Consider the following 18,521-nt stretch of genomic DNA (forward strand, 5'->3'; position numbering starts at 1 on the left):
AAGTCTAAATCTTTTAATGAAACGATATTCATGGAAGATTTAGTCGTATTTTTCAATACAATAGCATCCCTCTTTCAGCAATATAGACAGCTGTGGAGGTGGCGTTATGGCTTTAGCCATTACACCACGGGGCGAGTTTGGAGATTCGCGTATTTTGCGAAGCTTCAAATCGAGGCGCGAGACCTTGGCTCGCACCGGTCCCCATAGCGTCTGTATTGCTGAAAGAGGGATGCGGAAAAACCTTTATGAACAAGAACATTGGAGGGGTTATTTGCAGAGTCAATTAAGTGTTCTTACAGTAGTAATTAGACTGTTGCTATCAGTTCTGTTCGCAGGTATTATCGGTATCGATCGTGCCTATAAACATCGACCAGCTGGATTGAGAACGCACGTCTTAGTATGTTTAGGTGCCTGTATCATCGCAATGATCCAACAAAATATCGGTTTTAATGCCCTAGACATTGCCAGGCAGTATCCACAATTAAAGGGAGTTGTTCGAGCTGATGATGCTCGTCTGATTGCTCAAGTTGTCAGTGGAATTGGTTTTCTAGGTGCAGGAACAATTATTGTTGAACATCATTCAATCAGAGGACTGACGACGGCGGCTAGTTTGTGGGTCGTTGCCTGTCTTGGATTAGCAGTTGGTATGGGTGACTATATTATCGCAATCGCAGGATTTTTGGTGGTGTATGCAGTGTTAGGATTTTTAAAGAAGATAATTCGTATCAGTCCGGTGCGGAAGTTAAAAATTGAATATCTGCACAAGGTTGATACAAAAAAATTTATTGATGATTATTTCAAGAAAAATGATATTACTGTGGAAGGCGTTCGTTTCAGCGTGACTCGACGAGATGATGAAAAAGTTTATACCAATGTCTATTCGATTGACTTTGGCAAGAGCTTGGATTATGTCGATATAGTTGAAGGATTGTCAATGAATGATAATATTATTAAAGTAGAAACAATAAATGTTTAAAAAAATATTCCTAAATTAGAGTTTAGGAATATTTTTTATTGGTTCGTTTATAAAAAGATACTTAAATATTTAAATGTTCTAAACTGATTGTAATTAGTCTAGACCTTTGCTATCTTTGAATTATTGGGGGAATTAAATGATAAGAAATTTACCGACCAGACTCTTTATCGCTTTTTTATGTGCATTCATTTTGGCAACGGTCTATTTGATTATGCCCAAGGGGAAAATTGCGGGAAGTATTCAAGAAACCAAGATCAATTTAATGGACAAGTCGAAGCAAAAAACTGTTTCTGAATTCGGCAAAGAGCGTAAAAATTATGCTTATGTGTCGTTTGATAATTTATATTCCAATACGAGTTTGTACTATGGAACAAAGGTTTATCAACGTGGACATATAAAAAATCTGAATATTGACCGCAAATTTATTCTTGTTGCATTAGATGGGAATGATGCATCAAGAACAATTAAATTGAAATATAAATTGTCAGATTTTGAACGTGGCAATGTTAATGTTCAAGAAAATGATCCAATCAAGTTTTATGGAAGAGTTCTAGCGACTGATAGTTATCTCAATGACAAAGGTCGTGACGTTCAATTGCCTGTAATTGCCGCTGATTTCATTCAAACGAAAATCAATCATGGCGAAAGATACGGAGCAATTTAAGATTGTTTAAATCGCAAAATATATAAAGAATTATTACAATATTAGAAAAGCCTCAATTCTGATTTATTGATATAATTTTCTTTCTAAAGGGGAGAAAATTATGAATAAATCAAGAGTTGAGGCTTTTACTGACGCTATTATTGCCATTATTTTGACCATCATGATTTTGGAGTTTAAAACTCCTGAATCGTCAAAACTATCAGCCATTCTGCCACAAGTTCCATATATGATTTCTTATGCAGTGGGCTGGTTGTTTATTGGAATTGCCTGGTACAATCACCATTACATGTTCAGCAAGGCTAAAGTAATCACACGAAAAGTATTCTGGACTAACAATTTCTGGATGTTTACAACATCATTTATTCCAGTGGCGACTGCTTGGGTGGGGCGCGATTTGAATGTTCAGGGACCTGAAATATTTTATGCTATCGTCTATTTTGCTTGGTCGTTAGCTTATTCAATTTTGACATATACGATTGCTAAAGAGAATGAACGAGCTGGTTATGATAAGATTTCTAAAAGTATTCGCGAGATGAAAATATATCGAGCATTTACAAGTTGGAAGTTTATTGGAGCAGCAATTATCATTTGGGTACTGATTCTAATCTTCATGCCTGCCTTACAGATGTTGCTGATTGCTTTTCAAGTATTATTCGTTGGTGGAAATTTCAACGAGGACAGTGACAAATTATTTTAAAATAGATACAAAAAAGGTCTAAGACAATTGTCTTAGGCCTTTCACATTTATCAAAAGGGTTCTTAACTAAAGAAATAGTAAAAATAAATGGCATTCATTCACTTACGAGAAGTGACATTAAACAAGAGAAGCTTATTTTTTATCTTTAAGATTCTTTTGATCTTTCGAAGATTTCTTATCTGCAGAATCTACGCGTTTTACGTTTTCTTTTACATCATCGGGAAGAGAGGCAAATTTATCAAATAAACTGCCAAAATTGCTTTCACGTTTCACTGTTAGGCCCATCGGTATCAGCCCCTTTCAGTTATCTTTATATTTAACTACATTATAGAACCTTTAAGCACAAAAGACAATTTTTTGTCCTATTATTTTAAACTATTTTGGTAATGAAGTGTGTCGTCTCCAGAGCTGAGAAATATTCACTGGCTGTGCGGACCGGTACGAGCCAGAGTGCGGTCTCGAACCTCGATTTTGAGCCGAAACCCACGTCTCAAAAATCGCCCGGTGATATAAGAACTGGCGTCCTTATATCACTTTCACTGCCCACAAATATTTCTCAGCTCTTCCGACTAGACTCTTCGTATTAAATGGGGTTTGAGTATAATTAAAACTTTAATTGTTTGGATATAAGTATAACTTTCTTCCTGTTGAAAATATCTAGAGTTGGATATTTAAAATTGATAGGAAGTTTAATGATTATAAGAATTAAATCAATAAATACCAATTTAGAGCTTTTCTGTATTTAATTAAATCGTGAGATAGATTGCATATATATAAATATAAATTAGTCGGAAGGGATGAGAACATTGTACCCGCTGTGGATGTGGCGTTATGGCTTCAGCCATTACACCACCGGGCGAGTTTGGAGACTTACCGAACTTTGGTAAGGCTTCAAACCGAGGGCTGAGACCTTGGCTCAGGCCGGTCCGCATAGCGGGTACAATGTTCTCATCCCTGGAGACGGCAAGCCCTTAAACTATTATCATAATAATTGTATAATAGAACATATGGTTGCATTTTAGTTGACAATTAAATTGTTTAAATTAAGATTAAATGAGTCTAAAAGTATTTTGAGGGAGGGTTTTCTTTGGCAACTGAATACTTGGAACATAAATTAAGCCTATTGCCACCGCGTCCAGGGTGTTATCTGATGAAAGATATCAACTCCAAGATTATTTATGTCGGCAAGGCCAAAAATTTAAAAAATCGTGTTCGTTCATATTTCAAGAGTTCGCATGAAGGTAAAACTGCCCGTTTAGTCTCAGAAATCCGCGATTTTGAAACTATTATTACTTCCAATGATAAGGAAGCTTTTTTGTTGGAAATCACTCTGATTCAAAAGCACCAGCCTTATTACAATATCAAGTTGAAACGTGGGACTGGTTATCCTTATATTAAGATTACCAACGAACGTGATCCCAAAATGGAAATTACTGGTTTGGTTAAAAAAGATGGTGCCTATTATTTCGGACCTTATCCAAACGTCTGGGCTGCATCTAACACGTTGAACTTTTTACAAAAGGTCTATCCATTACGTCGCTGTCAGGGAAATCTTGGTCGTCCTTGTCTGTATTATCACATGGGACAGTGTTTGGGAGCTTGTTTCCAGACAGTTCCTAAGAAGCAGTATGATGAGCAAATTGAGAAAATCAAACGTTTCTTAGGTGGTAATGTTGGCGAAATCAAGCATCAACTAGAAGATAGAATGTCGAAAGCATCTGATTTGATGGAATTTGAACGTGCCGCTGAATTGCGTGATCAAATCAAATATATCGAAACGACCGTTGAAAAGCAGAAGATTATTTCCAATGATAGTACGCCACGAGATATTTTTAATTACTACGTTGAAAAAGGTTGGATCTCAATTCAAATTTTCTTCATTAGACAAGCACGTTTGATGAAACGTGAAAAGAAAGTTTTTGCCTGCATCAATAGTCCTGAGGAAGAATTATCGACGTTTATTCTGCAATTTTATAATCGTCGTAACCAAGTTATGCCTAAAGAAATTTTAGTACCTGATAACTTGGATAAGAAAACACTTTCACAAGTTTTGAATATTCCTTTCCGAACACCGCAACGTGGTCAAAAGAAGGATTTGATGGACATGGCTGCTGAGAATTCTAAATTAGTTTTGCAAGAGAAATTCCGATTGATGGAGCTAGATAATCGACAAACTTATGGTGCTCAGAAGCAGATTTTTGAGGCATTGGATTTGCCATATGGTCATGTTATTGAATCATTTGACCACTCGCATATTCAGGGAACCAGTCCGGTTTCAGCAATGATTATGTTTAAAGATGGTCGTCCTGAGAAGAGTGGTTATCGTAAGTACAAGATTAAAGGTGAAGTTGAGCATCAATCGGGTGCTGATGAAGCTGCCAATACGCGAGAAGTAATTTATCGACGTTATTCGCGTTTGATTAAAGAAAAAGATCCATTGCCAGATTTAATTTTGATGGATGGTGGTATCATTGAATTACGTGCTGTTATAGATGTCTTGAACAACGAACTTGGGATCGACATTCCAGTTGCAGGTATGGTCAAAGATGATCACCATAATACATCACACTTGATTGCTGGTGAGGATGGAGTCGAAGTCGTGTTAGATCGAAAGAGTCAAGGCTTCTATCTACTACAAAGAATTCAAGATGAAGTTCACCGTTTTGCTATTACTTTCCATCGTAAGACGAGAAGTAAGAATGCTTTGTCGTCACAATTGGATAATATTCAAGGTGTTGGTCCTAAAACTAGAACCAAGTTGTTGAAGAAATTTGGTTCAGTTAAGAAGATGAAAGAAGCCAGCATTGAACAGTTGACTGATATTGGAATTCCGAAGACGACAGCACAGACTATTAAAATTACATTAGCAAGTACCGATTTTCATAAAAAATACCATAAAGGATAGTTGGGGGATATTTATTATATGATTACATTAAAATCAGAACGAGAAATTGAAGGAATGCGTGAATCTGGTAAGATTTTGGCTGGTGTCCATTTGGGATTACGCGACATGATCAAACCAGGAATTTCTGCATATTCAATTGAAGAATTTGCCAATGACTACATTGTTAGTCACGGTGCTACTCCTTCTGAAAAAGGTTTTGAAGGCTACAAGTACGCTACATGTATCGACGTTAATGACGAAGTTGCTCATGGCACACCTAGAAAAGATTTGATTCTCAAGGAAGGCGACGTTGTTAAAGTTGATATGACTGTTAACTACAAGGGTTATGAAAGTGATTCTTGCTGGAGTTACGGCGTTGGTTCCGTTAGTCAAGAAACATCTGACTTGATGGAAGTTACTAAGAAGTCACTTTATTTAGGAATTGCTCAAAGTATTGAAGGCAATCGTTTAGGCGATATCGGTTATGCTATCCAACACTATACAGAAGATGAACATGGTTATGGTGATGTTCGTGATCTTTGTGGACACGGAATTGGACCTACAATGCATGAGGAACCCGACGTATTGCACTATGGTGAACCTGGTAAAGGCTTACGTTTGAAGAATGGTATGACAATTACTATTGAACCAATGATTAACGAAGGTACTTGGGAAATCGTTGACCGTTCATTAAAGGACCCTAACGATGACTGGATTTATTATGCCAGTGCCGATGGTTCATGGTCAGCTCAATATGAACATACATTAGCTATCACAGAAAATGGTCCTGAGATTTTGACATCACAAGACGCCGCTGAAGATGCTAAATATATGAAGTGGGCTCAAGATTATCTAAAGGAACACAAACAAGCTAAATAAATTGTAATTAAAAGAGGTATTAGAAATGAGGTTGATTAAAACTTCATTTCTAATACCTTTTTTAGTGGTTAAAGGATGCCGTTTCCAGAGCTGAGAGTATTCATCTGCTGCGCGGTACGGTCCGAGCCAAAGAGCGGTCTCGGACCTCGGTTGAAGCCTTTTCAAAGACCGAAAAGTCTCCAACTCGCCCGGTGGTGTAATGGCTAAAGCCATAACGCCACTTTCGCTGCGGATAAATACTCTCAGCTCTTCCAACTAATTTATTTTTTAAAACTAAATAAATTACAACTTTGACTTGTACGACAATGGTCACATCGAATATTTAACTTTCAATCTTCAGTTAGTGGTTAAATATCGTAATCAAATTTCCAAGTTACTTGTCTTTGGAATTGGTCGCTGGGGGACAGAACCATTTCTGTCAGATCATGTGTTGCACTTGGTGGGATTTGAGCTTCTAGGGCAATGCCGCAATATTGACCTAGGTTTTTTGTATAACCACTGTGATTAAAGTGATTGCCAGTATATGTCACGATGGATGGGGCGTTTGTTCGCATAGTCATCTTGACTTTTTGGTCGCCTGATTCCAAGTATATCGGTTGCTCATTATTTATGATGAAGGGGTGATTAAGACCATTTTCCTGTTGGATTTGACTATTTTGACTATTCAATGCTTGGGCAATTGGAGTGCCTTTTCGAAAATCAAAGCAAGTATTTCCAACAGCAGCAGGACTTTCTAGAGGTAGGTGTTGTTCATCCAATGGTAAATAAGTATCTGCTGGTATTTGAAGAGTGGTCTGTTTGACATTAGTATCTGGTCCATCTAAACAAAAGTACGTATGATTAGCAATATTGCAGAGGGTAGTTTGATCAGTGGTTGCCGAAACTAAATATGTCAAAGTATTGCTGTTATTGAGAGTGTACTTGACCGTTACGTTCAAATTTCCAGGGTAACCGTTGTGACCATCACGATCGAGATAAGTGAAAATTACACTGCATGTTTCGTTAGTTTCTTCAATCCGAAAGGCAAAAGTTTGAGTATCCAGTCCATGTCTGCCGCCATGGGAGTGGGTCTGCTGATTTTCGTTCAACTCAAATTGATAGGTTGTCTGAGCATCCTTTTGCCAAATGCCACCCTTAATTCGACCAATTACACGACCAACTGTACCGCCGAGGTAATTTCGATGTTTGTCATAATAACTGGGGGAAACCAGGCTTAAAATGACATCACGAAAAGCTCCGTTGTGATCAGGTAAAAGTATTTTCTCCATGGTGGCACCGTAATTTAAAAGTTTAACGGTCATGCCATGGGAATTTTGTAGTGTTATTTCAGTTTTATCTTGATCGTAATTGTCAGTTGAAATGTTCATCATTATTTTTGAAATTTCTCCAAATGTTTAATTGATTGGAAGTGATTAGTTCGTTCGTTGACTTTAGCAAACATGGCTGTTGCATCAGTAGCCTTATTTAATCCTAAGTATCCTAAGCCGATTAGGTAGTAGCAACTGAGTTGATTCTTTTCTTTATAGTCTTCGTCGAACAACAATGAATCGGGCAAGGAAACGGCAAAGTAGTCTGGTGAAATTTTATCGAAGACGTGCTTTTCACCATAAGTAATCAATTTGTGATATCTAGCAATTGCCTTTTCTCCTTGACTTAATTGTTCAAAGGCAAGTCCTTGATAGAAAATTGAATCAGCTGGTTGGTCGTTATAATACATCATACTTGTTGGTTCGTCGATACCTTTAGTGGCTTCAGTCAAGTAATGTTGGGCTTTATCTGGATTGTTGGCAGCTTTATAAGCAACACCCAAGTAATACTCAACGATATTATCATGCATTGTTACAAGTTTACCTTCACCGATATTTTCCGGATAAGTCAGAGCTTTAGTTAATTTGTCGATAGCTGCTTTTGGTTCATTATTGTCTAAGTCAATTTTGGCTAATTCAACCAATGAATACTTGTATTGAGTACTTACTTTACCTTCACCACCTTCCCAAGGATGGAAATTGTGGGACATGACTTTGTTATAGGCTTGTTGAAATTTGCCAGTTTCATTGAGTAGCGTGATCAATTGTGTGTAACTATCATCTCTAGCAGCGACCAAGTCTTCATGATTTTCTAAGAAACTCAAACGTTGATCGATAGGGCGGTTCAGTTTTTCATAAAGATTGTCTAATTCAAAGACTAGACGGGCATTCTCGGGGTCTAATTGGAAAGCTTTCTCAAGAGCAGTTTGTGCACTTTTGGAATCGTTATTCTTGTTAAAGTATTTGATTGCTAAATTACGATAGGCCATTGCGTAATCAGGATTTAATTCAGTACATTTTTCCCAGTAAGTTTGAGCTAAATCGTAATTCTTACGATCATAGTTAATATTTCCTAGATAATAATTAGCTAAGCCATCGCTTGGATTTAATTCAATAATTTTCTTCAAAACAATAATATCAAATAAATTGTTAGGGAAAACATAGTCTGGAGAAAGTGATGCACCAGTTTCAGCATGTGCAAGGGCCGACTCTGGAGCCTGATTCAATGCGTATGTGTAAGCTAGGTAGTATTCTCGCAATGGATTTTGAGAACTGTTAGATTCCAGTACCTGAATGGCGTCAACATATTGACCCATTTCAATGAACAATGTAGCTAAATGTAAAATGTCATTTAGTTTATCGCTAACTTTAGCATAGCGGTCAGCATAGTCTTTGTTGTCAGGATTCAATTTCTTAGCCTCATAAAGTAAGCCTAGATTTAATGGATCGATTACTAAACTTTCAGACAATAATTCTTGGGCGGCTTTAGTCTGATGTAATAAGTTCAGAATATGAATTGCAGCTAGTCTAGTTGTGCTGTCTTGATAGTTGTAATTCAAAGCTTGTTTAGTAAAACTATAAGCCTTTTCATAATCTTGCTTTTGAAGGGCTATCTTAGTCATTTCAAATAAACTGATTGCTTTGGTGTCGTTTGACCAGGTTGCTTTGTAGAAAGCATCGTAGGCAGAATTTATTTTGTCTTGTTTTAGAAGACTTAATCCTAAATGATACATTGCTGAACCGGAAGCTGGATTAGTGTTGTGTTCATTTGTTCGATCGATGGCAGTTCTGAAGTATTTCTCACTTTCGGTAAATAATCCATTACGGTACAAGAGAAGTCCATAGGCATCATTGATTCTAGCATCACGAGAATCACGTTTTAAACCTTCAAGATAATAGTCTTTAGGGTCAAAACTAGCGTGACGATATTGTTCAAGATGTTGGCCAGCAAAGAATAATTCATCATTAGTTTTTAGAGCTTGTGGGGCAGGGATGGCTTTGGCTGGATCGGGAATCTTCTCGATTTGTTTCTTTTTAGGGATATATTTGACTAAAAGATCCTGATTTTCATCGAATAAGCTGAGACTTAAACTTTCAATGGGATAATTAATAGTTGTTAATTGACTTTCGAAAGGCTCATCGGGGGCAATATCAAGTGTGAATTCTTTGATTATTTCTGAATCATGCTTGAGGACTAATTTAGCGTTCTTATGTGCAGCCGTAGTGTAAGCTGAAACTTCAATCTTGTTATCAGTCTTGGCTAAGTTGATTGCACCATTGATAGTAGCGTTCTTAACAGCGCCGACATTTCGATAAGGCATGAAATATTCAACAGAATGTTTTTCTTCATGAGGATTTAACCAAGTAAAGTCCGGTTGATTGTCGGTGAAAGTACCAACCATCAATTCAATATAAGGTCCATCGTTATCAGTTAATTGATGGTCCCAAGCTTTACCGAAGTTGCCATTACCCCAAGTCCATTGTTTCTTACCAGGGGATGTGTGGTGATCAGCAACGTGCAATAATCCAGCTTTCTTTTGATAGTCGTAGTTGCCCAAGAAATCGTAATCGGAGTGGGCAGCCATATATGAAGTTGGCACTGGGATGTTCTTGTAGCGTGAAATATCAACACCAGCTGAATAATCCATCTTGTAATACTCACCAGTTGCGATTGGGAAAGTTGAAACAGCACGTTTACCATGGTCGAAAACGGCGTGGACGTCAGGTGGGAAAATAGATTGTGTGTGTTCGTTAACCGGAACAGCTGGGTTAGCCCACCATAAGAATGTTTGTGGTAATTCAGTTGGGTTAGAGAAAGTTTCTTCCAGTTTTAAATATGATTTGTTTTTGAACAAGGTAAAGCCAACATTGATTTTGGTACCGTGCATACGGTCAACATCACTCATCCAAACAGTTTTGGAACCATCAGAATTATTTTGAATACGGTAATTGATTGGCAAATAAGTATCAGGACGGTGGTGTTGTGGCCAGTTAAATTCGATACCACCAGAGATCCAAGGCCCAGCCAAACCGACTAGAGCAGGTTTAATGACGTGATTGTAGTAAACAAAATCATAATTGTTAGTCTTATCAAGCATTCGTTGAATTCGACCACCTAATTCTGGTAAAAAGGTTATCTGAACATATTTGTTCTCTAAAATAACGGCTGTGTAAGTTTTATCTTTTTTAACATCTTGAATTTTTTCAGTGACAGGGTAGGGGTAAACTTTACCGCTGCTGCCTTGATAAGCACGATTCTCCAGGAACAGGGGATTCTTCTCCGGTTTACCAGTTTCGTAAGTTGGAATAACGACTTTCTTTTCGGTAACAGTAACGAGAGTGTCATTTTGATTGATAACAGTATCCATATGTAACTTATCTCCTTTGCTTTTCTAAGGACATAATATTACTGAAAACGGTTACTTTGAATGCATAGTTACCGACTAATGATGGATTATCGTGCACTGGTTTGACTGTACGTGTTAATTTAATTCTAATTTGATGTTATATTGGATATGCCGTCAGAGGTTTCGAGGGATGGAGTTTGCTGTGGGACCGGCTTGGGGCAAAGAACTGTCTCGACCATCGATGAGAACGGAAAAATCACCGTCCTAACACCACTATCACTGCTGAACTCCATCCCTCGAAACCTCTAGCTAGGGTATTTTTTTGTTTTAAATTGAAGTTAAAAAATGGAGGCCTACTTTGAAAAAATTAGAAGGTTTTGCTAATGAATACTTGTTTGTCTTGCCACAAGAAATTCTGAGAGAATTTGATCAATCTTCTATTCTGAGGCAATTATATGGTACGGATCTGGGATTTTATCCGAATGCTCAGTATCATTATGTGCATCGTCCGCACGGAACTGATGAATGGGTGATGATTTTTTGTACACGAGGTGAGGGGACTGTTCAGTCAAAAGATAGAACTTGGAAAATGACACGTGGTTCTATTATTTTGATGCCTCCAAATAAAGAACATACTTATTTTGCTTCTAATGATCATCCTTGGGATATTTTCTGGATTCATTTTTCTGGTCAGGCAGTGGATGAATATTTGGCACCACTATATAAGGACAAACCAGATTTTGAATATTTGGATGAGAAGTCTGAAGATGGGATTAATTATTTGATGTCACTGTTTTGGCAAATGATTCAGGCACTAACTTCTGGATTTTCTTTTGAATCGGTTTTCTATGATACGCAAATACTAGGTACCTTGTTAGCATATATTGTCTATCGTTCGAAATTGCCTAAGGAAAGTAAGAATATGGGGAATGAACATCTGACAAGAGCCATTCAATATATTTATGATAATCTGGATCAACATATTTCTTTGGAAGAGTTGACTCAATATTTAGGTGTTTCAGTCAGTTACCTAAGCCGTATTTTTAAGAAGAATTTGAACATGGGTGCGAATGAATTCATTACTTCCATCAAGGTAAAACAGGCCAGTCATTACCTGCAAAATACTAATTTATCAATTAAGCAGATTGCTCAGAGTCTGGGATACAATGATCCATATTACTTTTCTAGAACTTTTAAAAAGGTCTACCATATTTCACCTGCTAACTTTAGAAATCAGTACGGTAGTGGAATTAAAATAAATCAGGGTGTGTAATTTTGTCCATCATTTTAGTAATTCCGTCTATGTTTATGTAAGCGCTTTTATTTTATTATTTTGGTGAATTCAAAATGTAGGTCTACAAAATTAATAATTTATATAAGGAGTTGCTTAGAATTGTTAAATTTGGATGTTCGTAAACGTAATTATATTGCAATCAGTGCAGTCAGTTTCTTTTACCTATTTGCATGGTCAGCAGCGATGTCATTCTTCGTTATCTGGTTAGGTCAAGTTATGGGAATCGGTAGTGCGCAAACTGGTATTTTGTATTCTGCCAATTCTTTAATGGCACTTGTTATGCAACCACTTTTTGGTTATGTATCAGATAAGATTGGTTTGAGAAAGAATTTATTACTCGGAATTCTCTTGATCCTATTGCCAATCGGTCCATTCTTTATTTATGTATATGGTCCATTGTTAAAGAGTTTCTTTTGGTTAGGAGCCATTGTCGGTGGTATTTATCTGGGATTTGTTTTCAACGCCGGTTATGGTGCAATTGATTCATTCATGGATAAAGTTTCAAGAAAATATGGTTTTGAATACGGTAGATGTAGAATGTTTGGTTCATTCGGTTGGGCAGCAGCTACATTTTTAGCCGGTAGAATTATTAATATCAACCCTAATATTACTTTCTGGTTAGCTTCATTAGCTGGATTATTAGCTATGATTGCTTTAGCTTCAACTAAAATCGATTTGTCGATGGAAGAAAAGGAAAAGGCTGATTCAGTTAAGCTCAAGGATACTTTTGGACTTGTTAAAAATAAGAAATTTATTTTCCTTTTGATCTTTATGATTGGTGTTGGTTCAATCTATGATGTTTATGATCAACAGTTTGGTACATATTTCGTTCAACAATTTTCATCTAAAGCCGCTGGTAACAAGTGGTTTGGTGATTTAGGTTCAATTCAAACATTCTTTGAAGCAATCTTCTTGGCATTTGCTCCAGTAATTTGTAAGAAATTAGGAGCTAAACGTACTTTATTGTTAGCCGGTACTATTATGTCAATCAGAATTGTCGGTTCTTCATTCCAATGGGGTCCACTTTGGATTGGAATTATGAAGTGTATTCACTCATTTGAAAAACCATTGTTCCTAGTTGCTCAATTTAAGTACATTTCATTGAACTTTGACTTACGTCTTTCATCATCTGTCTATCTAGGTTGCTTATTTACTAGTTCAGCTATGTCAATTATTCTTTCACCATTGTTTGGTACTTTGTATGCAGCAATCGGATTCTCAACGACATATGTTTTAATTGGAATCCTATCAAGCATCTTTACATTGATGTCAATGAAGTTGTTGACAGGTGATAAGAAAGCGCTTAATTACGGAAATCAATTTGCTCAAGGCGACAGCGAAGAAGCCACAGCATAGGAGGAGAGTCATATAATGAAAGTTTTTGAACATTCAATTAATCTTAAAAATCAAGAAAATGATATTCATCCATCATTGCCACAATTAAAGGGGAAAGATCCCGAAGGTAATGAATTCAGTTTCACTAATCACTATATGGTTCGAAATAATCATCCTTTCTTTGGAATCTGTGGTGAATTTCACTTTAGCCGTTACAATTGTGACGAGTGGGAAGATGAACTGATTAAGATGAAGATGGCTGGCGTTAATATTGTGCCAACTTACGTAATTTGGAATCATCATGAAGAAATTAAAGGACACTTTGATTGGACTGGCAACAAAGATTTACGTCGTTTTATCCTATTATGTAAGAAACACTCAATTGATGTAATTTTGAGAATTGGGCCATGGGATCACGGTGAGGCTAGAAACGGTGGCTTTCCAGATTGGTTATACGCTGAACCATTGGTCACTCGTTCTAATGACAAACGCTATTTAGGCTATGTTAAAAACTTATATGACGAAATTGGTAAGCAAGTTCATGGATTATTTTACAAAGACGGTGGCCCAATTATCGGCATTCAATTGGAAAATGAATTTCAACATGCCGGAGCTTCATGGGAAATAACTACTGGTACAAGTAATGAATGGATTCCTTCAGGTTCTGATGGCAATGAACATATTAAGACTTTGAAGAAGTTGGCTAAAGATGCTGGTATGGTAGCACCAATTTATACCGGAACTGGCTGGGGCGGTGCTGTCGCTGAAACCGATACCGTGCTACCACTTTGGGGTGGCTATGCCTTCTGGCCATGGATTTTCTACGACAAATCAGTCAAAAAGCATCCAGCAACTCCAGAATATATTTATCGTGATTATCGTTATCCAACATATAACTTTGATCCAAAATATGATCCTAAGGAAGTACCTTATGCAGCCTGTGAAATGGGTGGTGGTATGACTGTCTTCTACAGTTATCGTTTCAAATTGCCATATCAAAGTGTCGATGCGATGACAAATGTTAAGGTTGCTAGTGGCTGTAACTTTGTCGGCTACTATGTCTTCCATGGTGGGTCAAATCCATTGGGAATCAAGACACCTTACTTAAATGAAACAGCTACACCTAAAGTTAGTTATGATTATCAAGCCGTATTGGGAGAATTTGGTCAAGCTAGACCTTCTTACTATCGTCTCAAGCGTCAACATTACTTCTTTACTACTTTCCAAGACGAATTCTGTAAGATGGAAACTGTTTTACCTGATGGCAGCCAAGATATTAAACCAGAAGATACACAGAAGTTAAGATATTCCGTTAGACAAAATGATGGCTCGGGCTATGTCTTTATCAATAATTATCAAGATCATGTTCAAAATGAAGACAAACGTAACGAATCAATCAATCTAGAATTGGATCATGAAGAGTTACGTATGCCTTATAAGGGCGGATTTGATTTGGATAAGGAAGAAAGCTGTATCTTGCCATTCAACTTAAAACTTGGTCAAGCCGTTCTAAAGACAGCCATGGTGCAATTGATTACTAAGATGGAACACGCTGGAAAGATGAGCTACTTTTTCTATCAACCACAAGGTATGCAACCAGAATATGTCTTCGATCAAAGCACGGTTAAGGATATCAAGTTGTCAGCTGGTAAAGTTAGTCAAGAAAATGGACTAGTGATTGTGCACCCTGATGCTTCGGCAATGACTAAGATGACTTTGACAGATGCTAGTGGTAAGGAAACTGATATTTATACACTAACAACTCAAGAAAGTTTAAATTTCTGGAAATTCTCATATGATAATCGTGAAAATGTTCTCTTCAGCGATTCACAATTGTTAGTTGATGAAGATGGTCTTAGATTTGAAAGTGAAAATAATGAAATTGATGTGAGGGCTATCAAAGGTCTAATTTCTGAAAAATTGTTGGATAAATTGACAATGACTAAAGAAACCGAATTGACAAGTGAGTACACGTTGACAACTGATAAAGTGGTACCTGAATTTAGTCAGGAACAAGTCAGCGACGGTAAAGTTTTGTTGAGTATTAATACGAATGATTTAACTAAGGATTCAATTAAAGATATTCGTTTGAAGATCGATTACCAAGGTGATATTGGTTACGCATTCTATCAAGATAAATTGATTAATGATAATTATGCCAATGGTAGAACTTGGGAAATTGGTTTGCGTCACAACGTTAATGTCGGCAACGATGAAAAAGTTTATATTTCAATTACTCCAATCAGAAAAGATCAAGAAATTAAGAGTGATTCGCCAATGGCAGCTAGAAGTGAAGTTGACTCTGGTGAGATAATGAAACTTGAGAATATAACTCTGACATCGGTCTATAGATTCAAAATTTAGAAGATAAAAGGCTGAGGAAAATATTTCCTTAGCTTTTTGTTATTTGGGGGGATTCACTTTGAACAGCTTTTTCACTTATGCCAATGGTTTGGTAGTCGTTTGTTTAATTTTTGTAATCTTGATGGTCGTGGGTAAGTTGAAGACAACCAAGATAGTTGAGAGTATCGTCAAATTTTTAATTGCTATTATGGCTACGGCTTCGTTAGCAGTCTTGTTGATGCAAACTTATAACGTTGACATTGGCAAATTAGTAAAACAGACGTCATTAAAACTGAATATTATTGATCTCGGGTGGACCCCAGCAGCGATTATTACGTGGAGTTCGGCTTATAATCTTTTAGTGTTACTTGTAATGATGATTGTTAATTTAATTCTGTTACGAAAACATTGGACACAAACACTGGATATTGATGTCTTCGATATTTGGCACTTGTCTTTTGTTGGTTTATTGGCAGTCTATATGGGTGCTAATATTGTTGTCAGCTTGGTATTCGTTATCGGCTTAGGGATTTTGAAATTCATTAATTCTGATTTGATGAAGCCTACTTTTAATGATTTAATGAAAGACCAGAATAGTCCGATGACTTCGACCCATATGAATTATTTGATGAATCCAATCGTCATGTTGTTGAATGATATTTGTACATTAATAATTCCGGGTATTGATAAAATTAATTTTGACTCCGCTAAATTGAATAAAGCAGTGGGATTCTGGAGTTCCAAATTTGCGACAGGTTTCTTTATGGGAATCTTGATTGGCTTGATGGGTCGAATAAATGCGAAGGATACTCTAGGATTGGCCTTTCTATTGGGTGCATTTCTAGAATTATTCAATGTTATTGGTTCATGGCTGACGTCATCGCTTGATCCGATTATTCAAGTGATTACTGATAAATTGAACAAAAAAGCTGGCACTGACGTGAAATTTATTGGCTTGGATTGGGCATTTCTTTCCAGCAGACCAGAAGTGTGGTCAGTGGCTAACATTTTGGCACCATGCTTAATTATTGAAGCATTCTTGTTGCCAGGTAATCGTATTATTCCTTTGGGTGGCTTGATTGCCATGGGTATTACACCATCATTGTTGGTAATTACTCGTGGTAAAGTCATGCGTATGATTGTAATTGGAATCGTCGAAATTCCGATTTTTCTCTGGTCAGCAACTTTGACAGCACCATTTATTACTTCAATGTTTAAAAATATTTTGTTAACGAATAATAACAATATCGGTTTAATCGGTTCTGCTACTAAAGAAGGGCCAATTGAACAGTTGTTGGCAATCATGATTGGTAAGTCTTCTAGTGGGGATGTTAAGTTCATTGGTATGACTGTTGTTGCCTTGGCGGTTTACTTATTATTGTTCTATTGGTATCAAAGAAGAATGAAGCAACGTAACAAGGCTTATGTTGCTGAATCGAAAAATTAAAAAACATCCGTTGAGGATGCTTTTTTTATAATCAGTTATATTTTTAGTATCAGGAGCTCTAAAAAGTGGTAAGAAACCATGGACCTCATATTAATAATGGGTAAAAACAGACGTATCGCACAAACTCTTGACTAAAGTTAACGGCCCTCTTCACAGCAAATTTCTGGGATGAAGGATAGATGCGTTATCTGATGTTGTTGATTGGTCTCAGCGATTAAAAATAATTCCCGATTCGCATTGTTTACCTAACTTGAGCCATGATACAATTTGCGTAAACAATAGGGGAGCGTACTAATATGAAAAAGTTCGTCAAAATGATGTTTGTGTCTGCACTAGTTGTGATGTCAGTAGGAAGTTTCAACACAGCAAATGTTCAAGCTGCCAGCCACAGATATGTTCATACTTTAAAAGTAACTAGTTTATTTGCTAAAGGAGAACAAGTATCTGGCGGTCTAGGGGATCCAAAATATAATTTTTCACCTGTAACTGATCGAGCATTGTCAGCTAATAGTGATTGGTATACTGATCAGACGGCCGATAGCATTGATACAGACACTGGCTATAACCGAGTTGCAACGAACGAATGGGTTAAGAATAGCGATGTGGTATATGTTAATAAGGAAGATACAGCTTATGCTATGGAAACATATCGTGCTTATCCGATTTTCAGCTTCAATGCCAATTCGTATAGGATGGAAAAAACTAATCAGACTTTACCAGCAGGTAATTGGTTAGTTGGAACGTTTATGAGTTTTCCTGATGAACCTAGCTATTACCAAGTTGGTGGTAATCAATGGATTCAGATGAAAGAATAATTTGATAGAAAATGAGACTGATTCGTTAACCGATAGCACGGTTGGCAAGGGTACTGATATTTTTAATTAGGTATCTACAAACGAATAGGTTATACAGTAAAAATCACATCAAAGGATGTGATTTTTTTATCCTCGATTTATTAAAATAATTAAAGGGAATCAGGAAAAGTAGGGGAACCAATACGGATAATCCTTACTAAAGGACGTGGTGAATAGGAGTAGATGCGCTTAGAGATTCTGACCATTTTAATATAAAACAAATTAAGATTAGTTGCGGATAAAGAAATGCATCTTTATTTATAACTAATCTTAGTTTGTCTTTGTCACTGTTCCTTTAGTTAAAGTTGATATCACCTATTTGCGGTTCATCAAGATTTAATTTTACGAATGATAAATATTTATGAATCGAAAATTTCAATAACAAGTTAGCCACTTGGACAAAATAAATTGAATCCAAGTGATATCAGTATTTGAAGTTTATAAATATGTCTTTAAGCGCCACAGGAACTAGCAAAGAGTTCTTGTGGCGTTTT

13 protein-coding genes are annotated in these 18,521 nt (G+C 36.7%); 10 read left to right on the forward strand and 3 right to left on the reverse strand.

Annotated elements, in window-relative coordinates; all coding sequences use genetic code 11:
- Window positions 1-271: 271 nt before the first annotated feature.
- From AAA923_RS04375 to AAA923_RS04385, 3 genes are all read left to right on the forward strand, one after another.
- The gene (locus tag AAA923_RS04375; RefSeq protein WP_338214867.1) at window positions 272-976 is read left to right on the forward strand and encodes an MgtC/SapB family protein; all 705 of its coding nucleotides are present in this window, start codon (window positions 272-274) and stop codon (window positions 974-976) included.
- A 136-nt stretch (window positions 977-1,112) separates the two neighbouring features.
- Window positions 1,113-1,640, forward strand: a complete 528-nt coding sequence (locus AAA923_RS04380; protein ID WP_338214868.1) for a hypothetical protein — start codon at window positions 1,113-1,115, stop codon at window positions 1,638-1,640.
- A 100-nt stretch (window positions 1,641-1,740) separates the two neighbouring features.
- Window positions 1,741-2,337: a TMEM175 family protein gene (locus AAA923_RS04385; RefSeq protein WP_338214870.1), complete on the forward strand. Its 597-nt coding sequence runs from the start codon at window positions 1,741-1,743 to the stop codon at window positions 2,335-2,337.
- A gap of 132 nt (window positions 2,338-2,469) precedes the next feature.
- Here AAA923_RS04385 and AAA923_RS04390 read toward each other — a convergent pair whose 3' ends face one another.
- Window positions 2,470-2,622 carry an SPJ_0845 family protein gene (locus AAA923_RS04390; RefSeq protein WP_164480478.1) on the reverse strand — a complete coding sequence of 51 codons (153 nt, stop codon included), beginning with the start codon at window positions 2,620-2,622 and terminating at the stop codon, window positions 2,470-2,472.
- A gap of 802 nt (window positions 2,623-3,424) precedes the next feature.
- Between AAA923_RS04390 and uvrC the strand changes: the two genes are divergently transcribed.
- Both uvrC and map read left to right on the forward strand, forming a co-directional pair.
- Window positions 3,425-5,242, forward strand: coding sequence for an excinuclease ABC subunit UvrC (gene uvrC / locus AAA923_RS04395; protein WP_338214872.1), 1,818 nt, complete (start codon window positions 3,425-3,427; stop codon window positions 5,240-5,242).
- Window positions 5,243-5,260: 18 nt separating this feature from the next.
- A complete protein-coding gene (gene map / locus AAA923_RS04400) occupies window positions 5,261-6,100 on the forward strand; it encodes a type I methionyl aminopeptidase (RefSeq protein ID WP_338214874.1) in 840 nt (279 codons plus the stop codon).
- A gap of 347 nt (window positions 6,101-6,447) precedes the next feature.
- Here the strand turns inward: map and AAA923_RS04405 are convergent, their stop codons facing one another.
- On the reverse strand, window positions 6,448-7,470 hold the full coding sequence (locus tag AAA923_RS04405; RefSeq protein ID WP_338214876.1) for an aldose epimerase family protein: 1,023 nt from the start codon (window positions 7,468-7,470) through the stop codon (window positions 6,448-6,450).
- The gene (locus tag AAA923_RS04410; protein WP_338214878.1) at window positions 7,470-10,775 is read right to left on the reverse strand and encodes a DUF5107 domain-containing protein; all 3,306 of its coding nucleotides are present in this window, start codon (window positions 10,773-10,775) and stop codon (window positions 7,470-7,472) included. Before AAA923_RS04410 ends, AAA923_RS04405 begins: the two co-directional genes overlap by 1 nt.
- A 337-nt stretch (window positions 10,776-11,112) precedes the next feature.
- Between AAA923_RS04410 and AAA923_RS04415 the strand changes: the two genes are divergently transcribed.
- From AAA923_RS04415 to AAA923_RS04435, 5 genes are all read left to right on the forward strand, one after another.
- Complete coding sequence (locus tag AAA923_RS04415) at window positions 11,113-12,027, forward strand: helix-turn-helix domain-containing protein (RefSeq protein WP_338214880.1); 915 nt, start codon at window positions 11,113-11,115, stop codon at window positions 12,025-12,027.
- Window positions 12,028-12,147: 120 nt separating this feature from the next.
- On the forward strand, window positions 12,148-13,404 hold the full coding sequence (locus AAA923_RS04420) for an oligosaccharide MFS transporter (protein ID WP_338214882.1): 1,257 nt from the start codon (window positions 12,148-12,150) through the stop codon (window positions 13,402-13,404).
- A gap of 15 nt (window positions 13,405-13,419) precedes the next feature.
- Complete coding sequence (locus AAA923_RS04425; protein WP_338214884.1) at window positions 13,420-15,747, forward strand: beta-galactosidase; 2,328 nt, start codon at window positions 13,420-13,422, stop codon at window positions 15,745-15,747.
- A 58-nt stretch (window positions 15,748-15,805) separates the two neighbouring features.
- Window positions 15,806-17,173, forward strand: coding sequence for a PTS transporter subunit IIC (locus tag AAA923_RS04430; RefSeq protein ID WP_338214885.1), 1,368 nt, complete (start codon window positions 15,806-15,808; stop codon window positions 17,171-17,173).
- Between the two features lie 296 nt (window positions 17,174-17,469).
- Entirely contained in the window at window positions 17,470-17,988 is a 519-nt protein-coding gene (locus AAA923_RS04435) for a hypothetical protein (RefSeq protein ID WP_338214887.1), read from the forward strand.
- The last annotated feature ends 533 nt before the right edge of the window (window positions 17,989-18,521 follow it).

The sequence above is a fragment of the Companilactobacillus muriivasis genome, from assembly GCF_036246245.1.
Classification (GTDB): Bacteria; Bacillota; Bacilli; order Lactobacillales; family Lactobacillaceae; genus Companilactobacillus; species Companilactobacillus muriivasis.